Below are 20527 nucleotides of genomic sequence, written 5' to 3'. Positions count from 1 at the left end.
GGAGGCGTCGCCGGGTCGCTCTTGGCGTAGCCGCGCCGGTGCTGGACGAGGCAGGCATACCGGCCGGTCGCGGCGACGCGGCGCGCGCAGGGAACCAGCTCGTCGGCGAGCAGCGCGGTCTGCAGCCACAGCACCGGGCCGGGGGAGGAGATCGGCCCTCACCTCCGGGGGGAGGGCGGCGCGGTGACGGGAGGCGGGCATACCCCGGTCCAGCCCGTAACCTTGACCCTTGTGAGCCTGCACCTGTTCGACACCGCCACCCGGGAGCTGCGGCCGTTCGTGCCGCTGCAGGACGGCAGGGTCGGCATCTACATCTGCGGGCTGACGACGCAGGGCAGCCCGCACATCGGGCACGTGCGCTTCGCCGTCGCCTTCGACATCCTGCGGCGGTGGCTCGCGCGCGGGCACGGCTACGACGTCACCCTCGTGCGCAACGTCACCGACATCGACGACAAGATCCTGACCAAGGCGGACGCGGCGGACCGCCCGTGGTGGGCCTGGTCGTATGCCCACGAGCGCGAGACGAGCCACGCGCTCGATCTTCTCGGCGTCCTCCCGGCCACCTACGAGCCGCGGGCGACGGGGCACATCACCGAGCAGGTGGCGCTCATCGACACCCTCGTCGAGAAGGGCCACGCCTATGCCGCGCAGGACGGCTCTGGCGACGTCTACTTCGACGTCAACTCCTGGCCGGACTACGGCTCGCTGACCCGGCAGCGGCTGGCCGACATGGAGCCGGCCGGTGACGCGGACCCGCGCGGCAAGCGCGACCCCCGCGACTTCGCGCTGTGGAAGGGGCACAAGGAGGGTGAGCCGGCGACGGCGAGCTGGCCGACGCCCTACGGCGAGGGCCGCCCCGGCTGGCACCTGGAGTGCTCGGCGATGGCGCGGAAGTACCTCGGCGACGCCTTCGACATCCACGGCGGCGGCGTCGACCTGCGCTTCCCCCACCACGAGAACGAGCAGGCCCAGTCCCGCGCGGCCGGCCTCGACTTCGCGAACTTCTGGCTGCACAACGCCTGGGTCACGGTCAAGGGCGCCAAGATGGGCAAGTCGCTCGGCAACGCGCTGGCCGTCACCGAGCTGACGAAGACGGTGCGGCCGCTCGTGCTGCGGTTCTACCTCGGGGCCGTGCACTACCGCTCGGTCATCGAGTATGCCGAGGGCTCGCTGGCGGAGGCGGCCGCCTCGGTCGAGCGGATCGAGGGCTTCCTGGAGCGGGCGCTGGGGGCGCTGGGGCTCTCGGCGGGCGAGGTCGTCGACGCCGCCGCGGCGCTGCCCGCCGACGAGGCCTTCCCCGAAGCTTTCCGCGCGGCCCTGGACGACGACGTCAACGTCTCCGAGGGGCTGTCCGTCGTCTTCGGCGCGGTGCGCGAGGGCAACCGACTGCTCGAGGGCGGCGGCGACGCGATCACGGACGGCGGGTTGCGGCATACCGTGCTCCAGGTCGTGGCCATGCTCGACGTGCTCGGCGCCAACCCGCTCGACCCGGGCTGGGGCGGGGCTGCTGACGGTGGGCAGGGCCGTGGCGGCGAGGTGCTTGCGGCGCTGGTCCAGGACCGGCTCGACGCGCGGGCCCAGGCCCGGGCGGACAAGGACTTCGCGACCGCGGACGCCATCCGCGACCAGTTGACCGCGCTCGGCGTGGTCATCGAGGACACACCGGCCGGGGCCCGCTGGGCGCTGCGCTGAAGGAGAGGGACATGGCAGGCAACCAGCGGCGCCGCGCGGCGCGCACCACCAACAAGAAGGGCATGGTCGTCGGCTCCGGCGGCCAGCGCCGCAAGCAGCTCAAGGGCAAGGGCCCGACGCCGCGGGCCGAGGACCGCACCGGGCACCCCGCGGCGCGACGGGCCGCGCGGGCGGACAAGGCCAGCGCCGCCCGTGGTGGCGGCGCAGGTCGCGGCGGCTCGGGCGGTCGCCGGGCCAAGGGCTCGACCGAGGTGGTCGCGGGGCGCAACAGCGTGCTCGAGGCGCTGCGCACCGGCGTCCCCGGCACCGCGCTGCACGTCGGCACCCGGATGGAGTCCGACGACCGGGTCAAGGAGAGCATCGCCCTGGCGACCGAGGCCGGCATCGCCGTCATGGAGTCGCCGCGCGGCGAGCTGGACCGGATGACCGACGGCGCCGTGCACCAGGGCCTGGCGCTGACGGTGCCGCCCTACGACTACGCCCACCCCGACGACCTGCTCGCCCAGCAGCTGCCGGGCACGCCGCGGTGGTGGCGCTCGACGGGATCACCGACCCGCGCAACCTGGGGGCGATCGTCCGCTCGGCCGGTGCCTTCGGCGCGCACGGGGTGCTCGTGCCGGCGCGGCGCTCGGCCGGGATGACGGCGGCGGCGTGGAAGACGTCCGCCGGCGCGGCGGCCCGCATCCCCGTCGCCCAGGCGACCAACCTCACCCGGGCGCTGGAGGCCTACCGCAAGGCGGGCTTCTTCGTCGTCGGGCTCGACGCCGACGGCGACGTCTCGCTGCCCGGGCTCGAGCTGGCCGACCAGCCGCTCGTGGTCGTCGTGGGATCGGAGGGCAAGGGCCTGTCACGGCTGGTCCGCGAGACCTGCGACCAGGTCGTGTCGATCCCCATGGCGGCGGTCACGGAGTCGCTCAACGCCGGCATCGCCACCGCGGTGACGCTCTACGAGATCGCCAGCCTGCGCAAGCGGGGCTGAGCTCGCGCGACTCCAGGCCAGCCGCGCCAACCGCTGGCTCTCCTCTCCCCACCGAGCGTCGCGAATGGTTGCTCCTACCCCCACCGGGCGTCGTGAGTGGTTGCTCCTGGACCCACCGAGCGTCGCGGGTGGTTGGCCGGGCAGCCCGTGTCCCGCGCCCGGCCAGGCATACCTGAGCAGGTCAGGAGGAGATCCAGGCCCGGATCGGGATCTCCTCGGTGTCGACGCCGAGCACCGAGATCTCGTCCGGCTTGGTCGGGAGGACGGTCGCGACGTAGTCCTCGACGGTGTCCTCGATGGGGATGTCGTGGCCGCGCTGCTCGGAGAGGTACCACCGGTGCTCGAGGATCTCGTGGAAGAGCTCTGCCGGCTCCAGCTTGGAGCGCAGCTCGCGGGGGACTGAGCGGGTGATCGGCTCGTAGATCCGGGAGAGCCAGTCGTGCGCGACGAGCTCCTCGTCGTCGTCCTGCCGGTCGGTGCCGGCACGGTAGGCGTCGAGGTCGTTGAGCAGCCGGCGGGCCTGGTTCTCCTCGACGTCGAGGCCGGTGAGGCGCATGAGGCGGCGGGAGTGGTGGCCGGCGTCGACGACCTTGGGCTGGATGCGGATGTATGCCCCGTCGAAGTCGGTCGTTATCTCCAGCTCGTCAACGTCGAAGCCGAGGTTGTTGAGACGGCGCATCCGCTCGTCCACCCGCCAGCGGTCGCCGCGCTCGAAGCGCTCCTCGCCGGTGAGCTCGTCCCAGAGCAGCTCGTAGCGGTGCATGATCCGGTTGGCGATCTCGATCGGGTCCTCGCCCTCGTCGAGCGAGCCCGCGGCCTCGAGATCCATGAGCTCGCCGGCGATGTTGCCGTGCGCGACGAAGAGGTCGTGCTCGCGCTGACCGCGGGACAGCTCGGGGTGGATCTCGGCTGTCTCGGCGTCGACGAGGTAGGCCGCGAAGTCGCCGGCGTCGCGGCGGAAGAGGGTGTTGGACAGCGACACATCGCCCCAGAAGCAGCCGGCCAGGTGGAGCCGGACGAGGAGCACGGCCAGCGCGTCGAGGGTGCGGCGCGCGGTGTCGGGGCGCATCCGCTGGCTGAAGACGGCGCGGTAGGGCAGTGAGAACTTGAGGTGCTGGGTCACGAGGCAGGCGTCCAGCGGCTGGCCGTCGGCGTCGGTGCGGCGGGCCACGACGGCCAGCGGCTTGACGCTGGGCAGGTCGAGCCGCCGCAGGCTGCGCAGGGTGCGGAACTCGCGCCGGGCCAGCGGCTCGGCGATCTCCTTGACCGCCAGCACCTTGCCGCCCAGCCGCACGAAACGCACGACGTGGCGCGAGATCCCGCGGGGGAGCGTGGCCAGGTGGCTCTCCGGCCACTCCTCGAGCGGCACCTCCCACGGCAGGTCGAGCATCGCCGGGTCCGGCTTGATCGCGCTGATGTCGAGCGGCATACCTGAAGCGTAGCGACGCCAGGCCCGGTCCCGACCCCACCGAGCGTCGTGAATGGTTGCCCTGGGGCCCACCGAGCGTCGTGAGTGGCTGCCCTGGGCCGCACCGAGCGTCGTGAATGGTGCGTGGAGCCTCCTGGACTCACCCGGGGGTCACTCTGGTCGAGGGACCAGGGGGAGCTTGCGGAACTCGCCCTCCCACCTCACCCACCGGTGAATGGCCGGGGGTCGAATCTGTGGACAGGTGCGCGCAGAGGTGAACGGTGTGGATGACGGCCGACCATTCGCGCGCTCGGTGGGAGCTGGGGCAACCATTGGCGGCGTTCGGTGGGGGAGGGGCGGACGCGCACGAGGCCGCCTGCCCGGGGTGGGACAGGCGGCCTCCTGCGCGGTATGCCGTCCGCTCGCCTCGCGCCCGCGCGGCGCGAGGCGCGCTTCTCGGGGTTGCTCAGCTGCTGATGCGCTCGCCGGACTCGGCGTTGAAGAGGTGCACGTGGTCGCCCTTGGGGGTGAAGTGCACGATCTCGCCCTTCTTCGGCGGGGTGCGACCGTCGACGCGCGCGATGAACGGCTTGTCGGTCGCGTCGGCGCCGGGCAGCTCGCCGTAGATGTAGGCGTCCGCGCCGAGCTCCTCGACGACGTCGATCTCGATCGGCAGACCGCGGCCGGAGTCGGACAGGTCGACGTCCTCGGGACGGACACCGAGCACCAGCTCGCTGCCGGCCTTGGAGAGCACCTCGCGGTCGACCGGGTGGACGTAGTCACCGAGCTTGATGCCGCCGTCGGCGACCGGCACGGTCATGAGGTTCATGGCCGGGGAGCCGATGAAGCCGGCGACGAAGACGTTGTTCGGGTGGTCGTACATGTGCCGCGGGCTGTCGCACTGCTGCAGGATGCCGTCCTTGAGGACCGCCACGCGGTCGCCCATCGTCATGGCCTCGACCTGGTCGTGGGTGACGTAGACGGTGGTGACGCCGAGGCGGCGCTGCAGCGAGGCGATCTGGGTGCGGGTCTGCACGCGCAGCTTGGCGTCGAGGTTCGACAGCGGCTCGTCCATGAGGAAGACCTGCGGCTGCCGGACGATCGCGCGGCCCATCGCGACGCGCTGACGCTGACCACCGAGAGAAGCGCCTTGGGCTTGCGCTCGAGGTACTGCGTCAGGTCCAGGATCTTGGCGGCCTCCTCGACCCGCTCGCGGATCTCGGTCTTGGACTTGCCGGCGATCTTGAGCGCGAAGCCCATGTTGTCGGCGACCGACATGTGCGGGTAGAGCGCGTAGTTCTGGAAGACCATCGCGACGTCGCGGTCCTTGGGCGGCATGTGGGTGACGTCCTTGTCGCCGATGAGGATGCGACCGCCGTTCACCTCCTCCAGCCCGGCGAGCATGCGCAGGGAGGTGGACTTGCCGCAGCCGGAAGGGCCGACGAGGACGAGGAACTCGCCGTCGGCGATCTCGATCTCCAGCTCGTCCACGGAGGGGGTGTCCGCCCCCGGGTAGATGCGCGTGGCCTTGTCATAGGTCACCGTTGCCATGATGCTTCTCCTTCACCGGCAGGTACGTGCCGGACGATCCGTCGTAAAGGACTGACCCGGCGCCGGTTGACGCGAGGTCATCTCCGGGCGGCGAGGGTGGCGGTGGTATGCCGTCAAAGGCGCCGTTGCCGGTGACGGGCGTCACGTTAGCAGATCGTGACCGACCACTTTCCTGCAAGTTCTTGCACTGCTCGCCGGGTTCTTGCATACTGACGTCACCGGTTGCCGGAGATCACCTTCCGTGACGGCAACCGCGGCACCGTCGCCGCTCTCGGGCAGCGCGGGGCCGGTGACCTCACCACTGTTCGAAGGAGAACCATGAAGCGCACCACCGGTGCTGTAGCCATCACCAGCGCGGCGGCCCTGCTGCTGTCCGCCTGCGGCGGCGAGTCGGGCGAGGAGAACACCGACTCCGGCGCGAACGCCGAGGAGAGCTCGGGCGACGACGCGGCCGCCGAGGAGGAGGGCGGAGTTGATTCTGCGGCGACCTCGGAGGGCGCGCCCGCGGCAAGCGACGGCACGAGTCTGGTCATCTGGGCCGACGACCTGCGTGCGGCCGCGCTCGAGGACGTCGCCGCGACCTTCGAGGAGGAGACCGGGGTGCCGGTGACCCTCCAGGTCGTCGCCAACGAGAACCTGCGCGAGCAGTTCAAGGACTCGGTCGGGGCCGGCGCCGGCCCGGACATCGCGGTCGGAGCACACGACTGGCTCGGCGAGCTGGTCCAAAACAACGTCGTGGCCCCCGTGCAGCTGGCTTCCGACCTGAGCGGGCAGTTCAACCCCGACTCGATCGAGGCCTTCACCTATGAGGGCCAGACCTACGGCGTGCCCTACTCCGTGGAGTCGCTGGCGCTGATCCGCAACACCGAGCTGGCTCCCGATGAGCCGGAGACGATGGAGGCCCTGGTCGAGACCGGTGCCCAGCTGGTCTCCGACGGCGAGGCCGAGCTGGTCATGGCTCAGCAACTGGGTCAGGAGGGCGACGCCTACAACATGTACCCCTACCTCGCGGCCTACGGCGGCGGGATCTTCCCGTTGCTCGAGGAGGGCGGCTTCGACGCAAGCGAGGTCATCATCGACTCCGAGGAGACCGTCCAGGGTGGGGAGAAGATCGCCTGGCTCGCCGAGCAGGAGGCGCTGACCGTCAATCTGGACGGCTCCAACACCATCCCGCAGTTCGTCGAAGGCAAGACCGCCTACCTTGTCTCCGGCCCGTGGGCGATCGAGCAGAGCACCGAAGCCGGCATCAACTACGCCATCAGCCCGATCCCGGACTTCGAGGACGGTGGGGAGACAACCCCGTTCCTGGGTGTCAACGGCTTTTACGTTTCCGCCGAGTCGCAGAACCCGCAGATCGCGCAGACCTTCGTGCAGGAGTACGTGAGCCGGGCCGACGTGCAGGTCTCGCTCTACGAGGCGGGGGACCGTCCCCCGGCCCTCACCGAGGCCTATGAGCAGGTCGCGGCGGATGACGAGGACATCGAGTCCTGGGGCCAGGCGGCCGAGGGCGGCACCCCGATGCCCAACATCCCACAGATGAACGCGGTCTGGGGCCCGCTGGGCAAGGCCACCGCCGACATCGTCTCCGGCAACGACGCGGCGGAGCGGCTGGGCACCGCCCAGAGCGAGGTCGAGGGCGCCCTCTGACCTCGCTGACCCGGGTCGACGGGCAGCACTGCCCGCCCGTCGACCCGGGGCATGACCCAATACTTGCCCTAGCCAGCGCAGCCGCGAGGAGACACCCATGTCCCAGACCGTCGTCGAGCCACCTGACACCGACCCGCATGCCGCACGCAGAGTCAGCGAGGTGGGTCGGACACCCGGATGGGTGCACGCGGTCAAGTGGTTGCTCATCGTGCTGTCGGTGGGGATCTTGGCCCTCTCGGCTCAGCAGGCCATCGAGGCCGGCTCATGGCTGATCGTCATAGTCGTGGCCTTCATCGCGATGAGCATCCTCGTGGTCTACTCCACCCGCCGGATGATCCCGGCGAAGTACCTTCTGCCCGGGCTCATCCTGCTCCTGCTCTTCCAGATGTGGCCGATCATCTACACAGCGGCCACCGCCTTCACCAATTATGGCGACGGGCACACCCTGAGCAAGGAAGAGGCCATCGTCGCGATCCAGGGGCAGTCGGTGCGCCAGGATCCCGACGCCCCCCGCTACGGCATGTCGGTCGCGGTGCCGGAGGGGGCGGCGATAGAGACCGGTGAACTGTCCCTGCTGCTCACCGTTGCACCCGCCGAGGACGGTAGCGAGCTGGAGGAGGGTGCCGAGGAGGGCGGCGAGGCCGAACTCGGGGAAAACATCACCGACGACGGCACCCGGCTCTTCGTCGGCACCGAGGAGGGATTGCAGCCGCTCTCGGCCGATGGGGTGGAGGTGCTGGGCAACGGCACCATCGGCACCGCACCGGGGTACCGGGTGCTGAACCTCATGGAAGCGAACGAGCGGGCCCAAGACGTCCAGGACTTTGCTGTGCCGGTCGGCGAAGAGGGGGAGGCCGCGGTCAAGCCGGCGACTACCTCCCAGGCGTTCGTCGGGCGCCCGACCATCACCTACGACGAGGACGCCGACGTGATGACCACCGCGGAGGGCAAGCGGTACGTCGCGCAGGAAGGCAACTTCGTCCCCGAGGACGGCGTCGGCGCGGCGCTGCCGGCGGGGTGGACCGAGAACGTCGGCTTCGACAACTTCCGGACCATCTTCACCGACCCCACCTTCAGGACCGGCTTCCTCAAGATCTTCCTGTGGAACCTGGCTTTCCCCCTGCTGAGCGTCGGGAGCACCTTCATCCTGGGGATGCTGCTCGCGCTGCTCTTCAACGACCCGCGGCTCAAGGGCAAGGGGTTCTACCGGTCCCTGTTGATCCTGCCCTATGCTTTGCCGATCTTCGTGACCGGACTCGTGTGGGCGGCAATGTTCAACGCGCAGTTCGGGTTGATCAACGAGGTCACCGGACTCAGCATCAACTGGCTCGGTGATCCGTGGGCCGCGCGCTTCGCGCTGCTGCTGACCAACCTCTGGCTGGGTTTCCCCTACATGTTCCTCATCTGCACCGGGGCGCTGCAGTCCGTCCCCTCAGATGTCAAGGAAGCGGCCTCCGTCGACGGGGCAGGGCCAGTCCGAACGCTGGTGTCGGTGACGATGCCGCTGTTGCTGGTGGCGGTCGGGCCGCTGCTCGTGGCGTCCTTCGCCTTCAACTTCAACAACTTCACTCTCATCTACCTGGTGACGGGTGGTGGACCATTCGACTCGGGTAACAGCCTGGTGGGCAACACCGACCTGCTCATCAACTTCGCCTACCGGCTCGCGCTCGAGTCAGGCACGCCCAATATCGGGCTCGCGTCGGCTGTCAGCATTGTGATCTTCCTGCTTGTTGGAACGATCAGCTATCTCGGCTTCCGCCAGTCCGCCGCCCTGGAAGAGGTGAACTGACCATGACGCCATCCGTGTCAGAGACGACCCAGCAGCCCCAGCGGCCAGCACACACGCAGCAGTCCCGGAGCATGAGGCGCCGCTCCGGCGTGTGGTGGCGGCACGCTCTAGCGCTCGTCGCGCTGGTGTGGGCGCTGTTCCCGGTGCTTTTCATCCTGTCCGCGGCGCTCAACCCGGCCGGCACACTCAGCGCGTCCTCACCGATCCCCCGGCAGTTCTCGACGAACAACTTCGAAGATCTATTCTCCTCGACGACGTTCCCGTTCTGGACGTGGTTCCGGAACTCTCTCGTCGTGGCGGGCTTGGGCACGATATTCCAGGTCTTCATCGGAGCCGCGGCGGCGTTTGCCTTCTCCCGGCTGCGCTGGGCCGGTCGCCGGGCTGGACTGATGTCGCTGCTGCTGGCCCAGATGTTCCCAGCCCTGCTTGCCTTCCCCGCGCTCTACGTGATGTTCCTGCGGATCGGGGAGGTTATCCCCGAGATTGGGCTGAACACTCTGTGGGGCCTGCTGCTGGTCTACCTGGGCGGCGCCATGGGGTCCAACGTGTGGTTGCTCAAGGGCTACTTTGACACCATCCCCAAGGAGATGGACGAGGCCGCCAAGATGGACGGCGCCAGCCATGCCCGCATCTTCTTCACCATGACGCTGCGACTGGTCGCGCCGATCCTGGCAACCGTCGGCATCCTCGCCTTCGTCATGCTGTGGGGCGAGTTTCTGCTCGCGAGCATCTTCCTTCTGGATCAGGACCAGCGGACGCTGGGCGTCGGCCTCTACTCGCTCAACATGGCTGACCAGAACCGCTACTTCGGTATGTTCTGCGCGGGTGCCCTCGTAGCCTCCATCCCTCCGGTCTTGGTTTATCTGGGCCTGCAGAAGCAGCTGATCGGTGGCCTGACTTCAGGCTCGGTGAAGTGACCGAGGCGGCTGATCCCCACCACGACGGGTCGCCGCTCTACGTCAGCGAGCAGCACCCGGCTCCTGGAGCCGTGGTCGCCGTCCGCGTGCGTGTCCCGCACGCGGCCGGGGTCGGTGCGGTCCATGTCCGCACCACCCCGGACGGCGAGCAGTTCTTCACCACCGCCCGCCGCGTGCACCGCGGCGAGCACGAGGACTGGTGGCAGGCTGAGATCACCTGCCACAACCCGGTCACGACCTACCGCTTCCTGCTCGAGGGCGACGCTGACGAGAGAGCGGCCGGTGCGTCCGGGGGGAGGTCGGGGGGCAGCCCCCCGACGGTCAGAGCAGTCCGGGGGGAGGTTGGGGGGCGGAGCCCCCCGACGGTCGGCATACCGGTGGCTGAACGGTGACGGCGTGCACCCGCGCGACGTGCCGGACACCAGCGACTTCCGCATCACGACCCACCCGGCGCCGCCGGAGTGGGCGCAGCGGGCGGTGGTCTACCAGATCTTCCCCGACCGCTTCGCCCGCGACGCCGGCGTCGAGCCGGACGGCGACCCCGGGGGGCCGCGCACCGACCTTCCGGACTGGGCGGTCCCGGCGCGGTGGGAGGACCCGGTGTCGCTGGAGCGCGCCGCCAACCCGGTCCAGGTCTTCGGCGGCACCCTCGACGGCGTGCGCGAGCGCCTGGACCACCTCGTCGACCTCGGCGTGGACGTCGTCTACCTCACCCCGGTCTTCCCGGCGCGCTCCAACCACCGCTACGACGCGAGCACCTTCGAGGCGGTCGACCCGGTGCTCGGCGGCGACGCGGCGCTGCTGCGGCTGCAGGAGGAGGCGCACGAGCGAGGGTTGCGCGTCATGGGCGACATCACGACCAACCACACCGGCGACGCGCACGAGTGGTATGCCGCCGCCCGGCAGGACCCGGACGGCGAGCAGGGTGGGTGGTACGTCCGCGACGACGAGCGGTGGGTCACCTGGCTGGGCGTGGCGAGCCTGCCCAAGCTGGACCACTCCGCCGACGGGCTGCGGGCAAGGCTCACCGAGGGGCCGGGGTCCGTCATCGAGCGCTGGCTGGGGGAGGGCGGCGGCTTCGACTCCTGGCGGGTCGACGTCGCCAACATGACCGGGCGCTACAAAGGCGTCGACCTCACCCACGAGGTGGCCCGCGAGACCCGGGCCGCCGTGGACCGGGCGACCGGCGGGCAGGGGCTGCTGGTCGCCGAGCACACCCACGACCACAGCCGCGACGTCGACGGGGACGGCTGGCACGGGGTGATGAACTACTCCGGCTTCACCCGACCGGTGTGGACCTGGCTGCGGGCGCCGGGCTTCGCGCCGAAGTTCCTCGGCAGCCCGCTGCCGGTGCCGCGGCTGGGGGCCGATCTCGTGGCCGAGACGATGCGGGAGTTCTCCTCGCTGGTGCCGTGGCGGTCGTGGTCGCACTCGATGACGCTGGTCGGCTCGCATGACACGACCCGGGTGCGGACGCTCGTCGGGGACGACGTCGAGCAGGTCAAGGTCGCGGCCGGGTTGCTGCTGACCATGCCGGGGATCCCGATGATCACCTACGGCGACGAGATCGGCATACCGGGCGACTTCGGCGAGGACGGCCGCCGGCCCATGCCGTGGGAATCCCGCGGCACCGCGGACGGGCGGTGGGACGAGGAGCTGGTCGAGCACTACCGGGCGCTCGTCGCGCTGCGGCACGACTGCCCTGCGCTCTGGGGCGGTGGGATGCGCTGGCTCTATGCTGAGGGTGAGGCCATGGTCTACCTGCGGGAGCACCCCGAGCAGACCGCGCTGGTGCACGTCGCGCGGGCCGCGCACGACCCCGTGACGATCGACGCGGCCCAGCTGCCCGGTGCGGGCGTCGCCGAGCACCGCGCCGGCGTGGCCGAGGGCCTCGAGCACGGTGAGGGGTCGCTGCGCTTCTCCGCCGCCGGGCCGGGTGTCTCCGTCTGGACTTGGCCGACCGACGCACCGGCCTGGGAGCCGGTGCCCGAGACCTACCGAGGTGGCTGGTGAGCACGATGATCCCGTCCAAGCGGACGGCGGAGAGCACGACGGGCCGGGGGCGGCTGGCCGACCTCGCGGCCTACGCGGGCGTCAGCGAGGCGACCGTGAGCCGGGTGCTCAACGACAAGCCGGGCGTGGCCTCGAGCACGCGGCAGGCGGTGCTCACCGCGGTCGACGTGCTGGGCTATGAGCGGCCGAGCAAGCTGCGGCGCAACAGCGCCGGGCTTGTCGGGCTCATCACCCCCGAGCTCACCAACCCGGTGTTCCCGATGTTCGCCCAGTCGATCGAGACGCAGATGGCGGCGGCCGGCTTCACGCCGGTGCTGTGCACCCAGACGCCGGGGGGCGTGCACGAGGACGAGTACGTCCAGATGCTGCTCGACCGCGGCGTCTCGGCGATCGTCTTCGTCAGCGGATACCACGCCGACAGCAAGGCCGACATCGAGCGCTACACCTCGCTGCGCGACCGGGGGCTGCCCATCGCGCTGGTCAACGGCTACCGCGAGGGGGTCGACGCCACCTTCATCAGCCACGACGACCACGCGTCGATGCGGCTGGCGGTGCGGCACCTGCGCGACCTGGGGCATACCCGGATCGGCTTCGCGACCGGACCGGCGCGGTATGTCCCGGTCCAGCGGCGGATCGAGGGCTTCCGCGAGGCGATGGCGGACGTGCCGGGCGTCGACCTGGACGAGCTGGTCTGCACGACGCTCTTCTCCGTCGAGGGCGGTGCCGCGGCCGGGCGGCAGCTCATCGAGGCGGGGGCGACGGGGATCATCTGCGGCTCGGACGTCATGGCCCTCGGCGTCTTCCGGGCGGCGGCCGCGCTGGGGAAGCGGGTGCCGGAGGACCTGTCGGTCGTCGGGGGTGACGACGTGCCCTTCATGACCTTCGTCGACCCGCCGCTGACGACAGTGCGGATGGACGTCATGGGGATGGCCGAGGCCGCGGTGACGGCGGTGCTGGAGGAGATCGCGGGGGAGCCGGTGGACCGTCGGGAGTACCTCTTCGACCCCGAGCTCATCCTGCGCGAGTCGACCGGGCCCGCGCCGCGCTGAGGGCAACCACTCGCGGCGCTCGGTGGAGCTGGGGGCAACCATTCGCGGCGCTCGGTGGGGTCGAGGGTGAGCCTCAGCGGGTGGTGGCCTCGCGGCGGGCGGTGAGCAGGGCCTCGAGCAGGTCCACCATGGCCTCCTCGTCGGCCACCCGGAAGCGGGCCAGGGTGTCGCCGTCACCGACCCGCACGGTCAGCCGGCGGGCCGCCCGGTCGGCATCCGTGTCCTGCGCGAGGGCCTCGAAGCCGTGCTCGTCGGTGAGGTCGTCGCCGGCGTAGAACACCGCCTCGGCCCGCACCTCCTCGGCCAAGGCCACGAGCGCGACGCCCTTGCCGACGTGCGCGACGGCGAGCTCGACGACGCCCTTGCCGGGCGTCACCTCGAGGGCGGTATGCCGTGACCCCAGCTCCTCGGCGGCGTCCAGGGCGGCCTGCGCCTCGTCGTCGGGCAGGCCACGGGTGTGGACGACCCGGCCGGCCGGCTTCTCCTCCACGCGCAGGCCGGGGTGCTCCTCGCGGAGGGCGGCCAGCTCCTCGTCGAGGGTCTCCAGCAGCGCGTGCTGGTCGTCGTCGAGGGCCAGCCCGCCGTCGGACCGGGAGTCCTCCGCGCCGTGGCTGCCGATGAGCACGAGCGGGTCTTGCGCGCCCGAGAGCTCGCGCAAGGGGTCGAGCGCCCGACCACTGACGAGGGCGACCGTCGTGCCGGGGAGGTCGGCGAGGGCGGCAAGGGCGGGCATACCTCCCTCGACCGGGCGGGAGTCCATCGGGTCGAGCACGAGCGGGGCCAGCACCCCGTCGAAGTCGGTGGCGACGAGCACCCGCTCGTGGGCGGCGAAGTCGGCGAGCGCCCGGTCGAGCTCGGGCGGCCGGCTCACGCCTGGGCCTTCGCGCCGCTGCGGGAGGGACGCTCGGGCGCGGCCTCGAGGCCGGCGAGGAAGTCCGCCGCCCAGGTCTGCACGTCGTGCTTGCGCACCCGGCGGCGCAGCGCCCGCATGCGCCGCTCCTTCTCCGCCGGCTCGTCGTTGATGGCGCGCAGGATCGTCTCCTTGAGCCCGGCGATGTCGTGCGGGTTGCAGCGGTAGGCCTGCGGCATCTCCTCCGCGGCGCCGGTGAACTCCGAGAGCACGAGGGCGCCCTTGCCGTCGTGGCGGGCGGTGACGTACTCCTTCGCGACGAGGTTCATGCCGTCGCGCAGTGGGGTGATGAGCATGACGTCGGCGACCCGGTAGAGCGCGGCCATCTCCTCGCGCGGGTAGGACTGGTGCAGGTAGTGGATCGCGGTGGCGCCGAGGTGGGAGACGTCGCCGTTGATGCGCCCGACGGTGCCCTCGATCTGCTCGCGCAGGGTGCGGTATGCCTGGACCCGCTCCCGGCTCGGCGTCGCCACCTGGATGAAGGTCACCTGGTCGGGGCTGATCGCGCCGTCGTCGAAGAGCTCCCCGATGGCCCGCAGGCGGTGCCGGATGCCCTTGGTGTAGTCGAGGCGGTCCACCCCCAGCAGCACGACCTCCGGGTTGCCCAGCGACTCGCGGATCTCCTCGGCCCGCTCGCGGACCGCGTCGGAGTCGGCGAGCTCGCGGAACCCGGCGGCGTCGATGGAGATGGGCACGGCGGCGGCGCGCACCGTCCGGGGCGCGGCGCCGAGGCGGTCGTCGTCGGTGCCCTGCCACTCGACCTTCTCGCCGCGGGCGGTGGCTCCCAGCACGGTGCGGCAGGAACGGGCGAAGTTGCGGGCGTCGTCGGGGCGCTGGAAACCGAGGAAGTCGGCACCGAGCAGCCCGCGCAGGATGCTCTCGCGCCAGGGGAGCTGGGCGAAGAGCTCGACCGGGGGGAAGGGGATGTGGTTGAACCAGCCGATCCGCACGTCGGGGCGCTTGTCCCGGACCAGGGCCGGGACGAGCTGCAGCTGGTAGTCGTGGACCCACACGGTCGCGCCCTCGGCGGCGACCTCGCAGACCGCGTCGGCGAACCGCTGGTTGACCGCCCGGTAGCAGGTCCACCACGAGCGGTGGAAGGTCGGCGGGACGATGACGTCGTGGTAGAGCGGCCACAGGGTGTCGTTGGAGAAGCCCTCGTAGTAGTCGGAGAGCTCCTGGGCCGACAGCGGCACCGGGTGCAGGCGCAGCTTGCCCTCGTCGAAGGGCTCGGGCGCCTCCCCGGAGAAGCCGGGCCAGCCCACCCAGGCGGCGTCGTCGCCGTCCCAGCCGCGCATGACCGAGTCCATCGCGGTGACCAGGCCGCCGGGGGCGGTGCGCCACTCGGTGCTGCCGTCGGGGTGGACGTGCCGGTCCACCGGCAACCGGTTGGCGGCGATCACGAAGTCGTAGGTCTGCCGGCTGCTCATGCACGCTCCTCAAGGTCCCCCGTGGTCGTCGTCGTGGGCCAGCCTAGGCGACACCACCGTCACCGCTCGCTCGGCGGAGGTGTGCGGCGACCCGCCACACCACGTCCACCGGGAACTCACCTCAGACCCAGGAAGAGCGCATACCGTGGAACCCGTGACCGCCGACCTGCCTCGCACCGACGACGCGCGCCCCGACGCGACGCGCCCGGTGGCCGCGACCGGTCGCGGCGGCCCGGCGTCGGCGGACGCCACCGAGGCGGTGCCGGTCGTCGTGCCGCGCACGCTGGGTCCGTGGACGCTGCGCGAGCGCGTCGGCGAGGGCGGTATGGGGGTGGTCTGGCGGGCGGACGACGAGCGCGGCCGCGAGGTCGCGATCAAGGTGCTGCGATCGCACATCGCGCACGACGAGGGGGCGGCACGGGCGCGGCTCCGGCGCGAGGTCAGCACCCTCGCGCGGGTGCACCACCCGCAGGTCGCGGCGGTGATCGACGCCGACGTGGACGGGCCGGCGCCCTACATCGTGACGGACTACGTCCCCGGGCGGCCGCTGGACGTCGTCATCGAGGAGCAGGGGCCGCTGGGGCGGGAGGCGCTGCTGCGGCTCGCGCGCGGCCTGGCCGGGGCGCTGCAGGCGATCCACGGGCTCGGCATCGTGCACCGCGACCTCAAGCCGGGCAACGTGCTGCTCGTCGGCGAGGGGGAGCGGCTGGAGCCGGTGGTCATCGACTTCGGCATCGCTCAGGTGGCCGACGACGTGCGGCTCACCTCGACCGGGCTGGTCATGGGGACACCGGGCTACCTCTCGCCCGAGCTCGTCGACGGCGGCGAGATCACCGAGGCGACCGACTGGTGGGGCTGGGCGGCGTGCCTGGCGTATGCCGCCTCCGGCCAGCCACCCTTCGGCCGCGGCCCGATGACCGTGGTGCTCGACCGGGTGGTCCGGGGGCGGGTGCAGCTGAACGGGGTCGACCCCGAGCTCGCGCCTCTGCTGGCGACCGCTCTCTCGCCGCGCCCCTCGTGGCGGCCGAGTGCCGAGGAGGTGCTCGCCGCGGTCGAGCTGTATGCCCGCGGCCAGGACGTCACCGGCGCGCTGCCCCGGCTGTCGCAGGAGGACCCTGCGCACCACGGCGACCGCGGCGCGGACGCCACCCAGGTGACGCCGCAGGTGCAGCACACCCGCGAGGCGCCGCGCCGGATGCCGGACGTCACCCGCGCCGCCCCGGCCGGGCCGAGCACCCGGCAGTGGGAGCAGCCGGAGCGCGGCGCCGTGCCTCCGCCGCCGGTGCGCCCTCGCGAGCCGCAGCAGTGGCCGAGCTCGGCCGAGCAGCAGCGCTACGCCGCGCGCCCGGAGCAGCGCCACGCCGAGCGCCAGCAGGGGTGGGCGCCTGCGCCGGACCAACGCCAGCAGGGATGGGGGTCCGCGCCGGAGCAGCGGCGACCGGGCGCCGAGGTGCCGCCTCGCTCGGAGGGGGACGGGGCATACCCCGAGGTCGGGGGCCTGCATGGTCAAGGCCAGCCGGACCCGCGGATCGGGCGCAGCTCGCGCAGCGGGACCCTGGCCGCGATGCTGCTCGGCTTCGCGGCGGTCGCCTCCGCCGCGCCGCTGCTCGCGTGGGGGCTGTATGCCCTGTGGGGCCTGATGACGCGGACGGTCGACCGGGCGCTCACCGGGCTGGTCGTCCGGCGGCACGAGGCCGGGCGTCGGCGCAGCGACGTGCCGATGGCGGTACTCGCCTCGCCGTGGCACCTCGTGGCGGCGGCGCTGTCGACGCTGCTGTCGCTGCTGCTGCCGCTGGCGATCGCCGGGGTGGTGGCGCTGGTCGTCTCCGGGCTGCTCACGACGACCTCGGTCGCGCCGGGGATCGGGCCGACGCACCCCGTCGCGGTCGCCGTCGGCTCACTCGTCGGTGGCTGGCTCGGGTGGTGGGGGCCGGGGAGCACGCCGCTGCGGCGGGGGTCGCGCACGGTGGTGCGCGGTGCGGTGCCGCTGGGCGTGCCGACGATGGTGGTGGTGACGCTGTGCCTGGTGGGTGGCGGGGCGCTGACCTACTGGTCGCTGCTCGACGGTGATGTCGTCTCCTGGTGGCCGCTGCCGGGCGGGACGACGCCGCTGGACTACCTGCCGTTCGGGCTGCCCTGAGGCCACGGCATACCGTCACAGCAGCCTCACGAGGTGCATTTACGCACGTGAGATTCGTCACACAAGCCTTCCCCTGATCCCGACCCTGCCCTACCGTGGTCCGGGCGCCTCGTCCCAGGCGTCACATCTGCCCCATCCGGAAGGACCCACCCCATGGCCCGCCCTGCCCGTCATCGCGTCGCCCGCACCGGCGTCGCCCTGCGCCGCGCCGGTCAGGCCACGCTCGCCGGCACCGCGTCGCTGGCCTCGGTCGGCCTGACCGCGCCGAGCGCTGCGGCGGACGACCACAACGTGTGGGACCGCGTCGCGGACTGCGAGTCGAGCGGCAACTGGAGCATCAACACCGGCAACGGGTTCTACGGCGGGCTGCAGTTCTGGCACCCGACGTGGAAGGGCTTCGGCGGGCAGGAGTTCGCCGGGTATGCCCACCAGGCGACGAAGGCGGAGCAGATCACCGTCGCGCAGCGCGTGCTGCGGGTGCAGGGGCCGGGCGCCTGGCCGGTGTGCTCGGTACGCGCCGGGCTGACCATGAGCAACGGTCTCGAGCCCTACCCCGGTGGCGGCAGTCCTGCCCCCGAGCCGGAGCCCCAGCCGGATCCGGAGCCGCCGCGCGGCGAGGTGCAGACGTGGAAGGTGAGCGCCGGAGCCGGCGCCAACATCCGCTCCGGCCCGAGCACCGGGCACAGCGTCATCGGCGGAGCGGCCAACGGCACCCGCTTTCAGGGGGTGCAGAGCAACGGCTGGGTGAAGCTGCAGGGCCGCTCGGGGTGGATCAGCGCCAGCATCATGACCCGCGTCGGTGACGACGGCGGCGGTGGGGGAGGTGGCGGCTCGCAGATGGCGCCGCTCGTCGCCGACGGTATCCGCGGCCCGCTGACGACCAGGGCGATCCAGCGATGGGTGGGCGTCTCCGAGACCGGCCGGTGGGACGGCACGACCATCCGCGCCGTGCAGGCCCGCGTCGGCACCGGCGTCGACGGCGTCTGGGGCCCGAAGTCGCAGGCCGCGCTGCAGAGCTACATCGGCATCTCGCGGGACGGCTCGACCTACATGAACCACCGCACGGTCGTCAGCCTTCAGAAGTGGCTCAACAGCAACGTCATCGGCTGAGACGGGTAGCATCGACGCGCTGTCCGGCCTCCGGGCTGGACGCGCTGGCGTGGCGCAATTGGTAGCGCACCTGTCTTGTAAACAGGTGGTTGAGGGTTCGAGTCCCTTCGCCAGCTCTCTTTTCGAGCGGGGTTTTTAGCCCGCTGACCTGCAGAAACTCGGCCAACTCGACCGTCGCCCCTCGTGTCGGGCGTTGACACGTGTGCCCACGAACTCCCACTCGAGTTGCACGTATGTTGCACGAAATGGGGCTGTGATGTCGACGAGACGAGGCTTTGGGGCACTACGACGGCTGCCGTCCAAGCGGTGGCAGGCGAGCTACACCGGACCCGACCTGCAGAGGCACTCGGCACCGCAGACCTTCTCCTCAAAGATGGATGCCGAGGTCTGGCTGGGCCAGGAGCGGACGCTCGCGAGCGGCGACGGTTGGGTCGCCCCGAACCGTCGGGTCGAGATCGCCGAGCGGCTGGCGCCGCCCAGCTTCGACGAGTAGGCCCGGCAGTGGCTGGTCGACCGGCCCCTCAAGCCGCGGACCCGCGAGGGCTACCAGCACCTTCTGCGGCGATACCTCGTGCCGGAGTTCGGTGAGCTCCTCGTCTCCGACCTCACCCCGGCCCTCGTGCGCCGGTGGTGGGCCGGGCTTTCACCAAGGCGCCCGACGGTCAACGCCCGGGCGTACGCGCTGCTGCGCGCCATCCTCAGCACGGCGGTCACAGATGAACTGCTTCCCAGCAACCCCTGCCGGGTCCGGTCTGCCTCCAACCCCCCGACGAAGAAGGAGATCCACCCAGCGACCATCGCCGAGCTGGAAGTGCTCGTGCGGGAAATGCCGGCCCAACTCGGCGCATTAGTCCTGCTCTGCGCCTGGTGCGCGTTGCGGGTGGGGGAGGTGCTCGAGCTGCGTCGGCGCGACCTCGACCTGAACCGCGGCGTCGTCAAGGTGACCCGGGCGGTGTCATGGGTCCGCGGCCAGCCGGTCGTCGGCACCCCGAAGTCGGCCGCTGGCACCCGTGAGGTGAGCGTGCCCCCGCACATAGTCCCCGCGCTGGAGCGGCACCTCGAGAGGCACGTGCGGCCCGGAGCCAACGCTCTGCTCTTCCCGTCCATGCGTGATCACCAGCGCCACCTACAGCCGACCGTGCTGCACACGGCCTGGCGCAAGGCGCGAGCCGCCGCCGGCCGCGAAGACCTGAGGATCCACGACCTCCGGCACGCCGGCGCCACGATGGCCGCTATGACCGGCGCCACGCTGGCCGAACTGCAGGCTCGTCTCGGGCACTCGACCGTCGCGGCCGCCCTTCGCTACCAGCACGCCGCTCAGGGTCGTGACGCGGAGATCGCCGCCAAGCTGTCCGACCTCGCCCGTCGCCCGAAGGCCCTAGGCACCGAGGAGCGAAGAAGCACGGATCGAGGAGGGGCGTGACATCGCGACTCCGCCGAAGAGAGTGCCGTGTCGTCACTGCCAGCGACTCGGCTGCAGTGAACGGACGGGCCCCGATCACGTCAGGTGCACTGCGGCCGCGGCATGAGACACGACATTCCGGATGATGGCCGCGAGACCGGTTCCCGGTGCCCGTCGATTCGGTAGTTCGTCGTAGGGACTACCCTTCGCTTGCTGCCACCACGTTGACCCGTGGCCTGCGGCGGATGCCAGCACAGCCTCTTGCACCTCGAGCGCTGCGACCGCGCGGTTTGAGTGTCGCGCCAGCGAGGAGGAACCCGCGCGGGTGTCGTTACACGTTCGCAGTGTCACCGGGGCCTGAGAACCACGGCTCGCTTGGGGCACCGATCAAGTACGACATACTTACGACCATGGCATCAGACGTTGGGGGCGCCGGCGCGGAGGGCCTGCGGCCCACTCCTGCACTCTGGCTGGCCGCCGCCGGGGTGCA

General features: G+C 71.4%; 14 protein-coding genes, 1 tRNA gene and 2 pseudogenes. 13 read left to right on the top strand and 4 right to left on the bottom strand.

Annotation, left to right across the window (positions count from 1 at the left end; translation table 11 throughout):
• Positions 1-231: 231 nt before the first annotated feature.
• The gene (gene cysS / locus FU792_RS13220) at positions 232-1692 is read left to right on the top strand and encodes a cysteine--tRNA ligase (protein WP_022925979.1); all 1461 of its coding nucleotides are present in this window, start codon (positions 232-234) and stop codon (positions 1690-1692) included.
• An 11-nt stretch (positions 1693-1703) separates the two neighbouring features.
• Positions 1704-2671, top strand: a pseudogene (rlmB, locus tag FU792_RS13215) (23S rRNA (guanosine(2251)-2'-O)-methyltransferase RlmB).
• Positions 2672-2852: 181 nt separating this feature from the next.
• On the opposite strand, the gene FU792_RS13210 reads toward rlmB, so the two are convergent.
• Together FU792_RS13210 and FU792_RS13205 are read right to left on the bottom strand one after the other, a co-directional pair.
• Positions 2853-4100 carry a DUF4032 domain-containing protein gene (locus FU792_RS13210; RefSeq protein WP_149814819.1) on the bottom strand — a complete coding sequence of 416 codons (1248 nt, stop codon included), beginning with the start codon at positions 4098-4100 and terminating at the stop codon, positions 2853-2855.
• A 445-nt stretch (positions 4101-4545) separates the two neighbouring features.
• A pseudogene (locus tag FU792_RS13205) lies at positions 4546-5630 on the bottom strand (ABC transporter ATP-binding protein).
• A gap of 222 nt (positions 5631-5852) precedes the next feature.
• Here FU792_RS13205 and FU792_RS13200 point away from each other — a divergent pair.
• From FU792_RS13200 to FU792_RS13180, 6 genes are all read left to right on the top strand, one after another.
• Positions 5853-7277 (top strand): sugar ABC transporter substrate-binding protein, encoded by a 1425-nt coding sequence (locus tag FU792_RS13200; protein WP_237740058.1) that lies wholly within the window; start codon positions 5853-5855, stop codon positions 7275-7277.
• A 208-nt stretch (positions 7278-7485) separates the two neighbouring features.
• Positions 7486-9066, top strand: a complete 1581-nt coding sequence (locus FU792_RS13195) for an ABC transporter permease subunit (protein ID WP_238706095.1) — start codon at positions 7486-7488, stop codon at positions 9064-9066.
• Positions 9067-9137: 71 nt separating this feature from the next.
• A complete protein-coding gene (locus FU792_RS13190) occupies positions 9138-9983 on the top strand; it encodes a sugar ABC transporter permease (protein ID WP_052327895.1) in 846 nt (281 codons plus the stop codon).
• Positions 9980-10375 (top strand): early set domain-containing protein, encoded by a 396-nt coding sequence (locus FU792_RS16840; protein ID WP_161600257.1) that lies wholly within the window; start codon positions 9980-9982, stop codon positions 10373-10375. Before FU792_RS13190 ends, FU792_RS16840 begins: the two co-directional genes overlap by 4 nt.
• Before the next feature lie 4 nt (positions 10376-10379).
• A complete protein-coding gene (locus FU792_RS13185; protein WP_161600256.1) occupies positions 10380-11996 on the top strand; it encodes a glycoside hydrolase family 13 protein in 1617 nt (538 codons plus the stop codon).
• Between the two features lie 5 nt (positions 11997-12001).
• Positions 12002-13045 carry a LacI family DNA-binding transcriptional regulator gene (locus tag FU792_RS13180; protein WP_028131200.1) on the top strand — a complete coding sequence of 348 codons (1044 nt, stop codon included), beginning with the start codon at positions 12002-12004 and terminating at the stop codon, positions 13043-13045.
• Between the two features lie 73 nt (positions 13046-13118).
• On the opposite strand, the gene otsB is transcribed toward FU792_RS13180, so the two are convergent.
• Both otsB and FU792_RS13170 read right to left on the bottom strand, forming a co-directional pair.
• Entirely contained in the window at positions 13119-13916 is a 798-nt protein-coding gene (gene otsB / locus FU792_RS13175; protein ID WP_022925988.1) for a trehalose-phosphatase, read from the bottom strand.
• A complete protein-coding gene (locus FU792_RS13170) occupies positions 13913-15385 on the bottom strand; it encodes an alpha,alpha-trehalose-phosphate synthase (UDP-forming) (protein ID WP_149814817.1) in 1473 nt (490 codons plus the stop codon). The genes otsB and FU792_RS13170 overlap by 4 nt, the downstream gene beginning before the upstream one ends.
• Positions 15386-15539: 154 nt before the next feature.
• Between FU792_RS13170 and FU792_RS13165 the strand changes: the two genes are divergently transcribed.
• From FU792_RS13165 to FU792_RS13150, 5 genes are all read left to right on the top strand, one after another.
• Positions 15540-17525 (top strand): protein kinase domain-containing protein, encoded by a 1986-nt coding sequence (locus FU792_RS13165; RefSeq protein ID WP_161600255.1) that lies wholly within the window; start codon positions 15540-15542, stop codon positions 17523-17525.
• A gap of 153 nt (positions 17526-17678) precedes the next feature.
• Positions 17679-18635 (top strand): transglycosylase family protein, encoded by a 957-nt coding sequence (locus FU792_RS18590; protein ID WP_022925991.1) that lies wholly within the window; start codon positions 17679-17681, stop codon positions 18633-18635.
• A gap of 43 nt (positions 18636-18678) precedes the next feature.
• A tRNA-Thr gene (locus FU792_RS13155) sits at positions 18679-18751 on the top strand.
• Positions 18752-18891: 140 nt separating this feature from the next.
• A complete protein-coding gene (locus tag FU792_RS19500; protein ID WP_475297038.1) occupies positions 18892-19128 on the top strand; it encodes a hypothetical protein in 237 nt (78 codons plus the stop codon).
• 12 nt (positions 19129-19140) lie between these two features.
• Entirely contained in the window at positions 19141-20058 is a 918-nt protein-coding gene (locus FU792_RS13150; RefSeq protein WP_272943999.1) for a tyrosine-type recombinase/integrase, read from the top strand.
• Positions 20059-20527 lie beyond the last annotated feature (469 nt).

The organism is Serinicoccus marinus DSM 15273 (assembly GCF_008386315.1).
GTDB lineage: Bacteria > Actinomycetota > Actinomycetes > Actinomycetales > Dermatophilaceae > Ornithinicoccus > Ornithinicoccus marinus.
The sequence above is the reverse complement of the archived record's forward strand: the minus strand, read 5'-3'. Positions and strand labels throughout refer to the sequence as shown.

Excerpts from the sequence above, each read along its gene's own strand:
- FU792_RS18590 (WP_022925991.1), top strand. The coding sequence starts at position 17,679 with ATGGCCCGCCCTGCCCGTCATCGCGTCGCCCGCACCGGCGTCGCCCTG.
- FU792_RS13180 (WP_028131200.1), top strand. The coding sequence starts at position 12,002 with ATGATCCCGTCCAAGCGGACGGCGGAGAGCACGACGGGCCGGGGGCGG.
- FU792_RS13170 (WP_149814817.1), bottom strand. The coding sequence starts at position 15,385 with ATGAGCAGCCGGCAGACCTACGACTTCGTGATCGCCGCCAACCGGTTG.
- FU792_RS19500 (WP_475297038.1), top strand. The coding sequence starts at position 18,892 with ATGTCGACGAGACGAGGCTTTGGGGCACTACGACGGCTGCCGTCCAAG.
- FU792_RS13210 (WP_149814819.1), bottom strand. The coding sequence starts at position 4,100 with ATGCCGCTCGACATCAGCGCGATCAAGCCGGACCCGGCGATGCTCGAC.
- FU792_RS13190 (WP_052327895.1), top strand. The coding sequence starts at position 9,138 with ATGAGGCGCCGCTCCGGCGTGTGGTGGCGGCACGCTCTAGCGCTCGTC.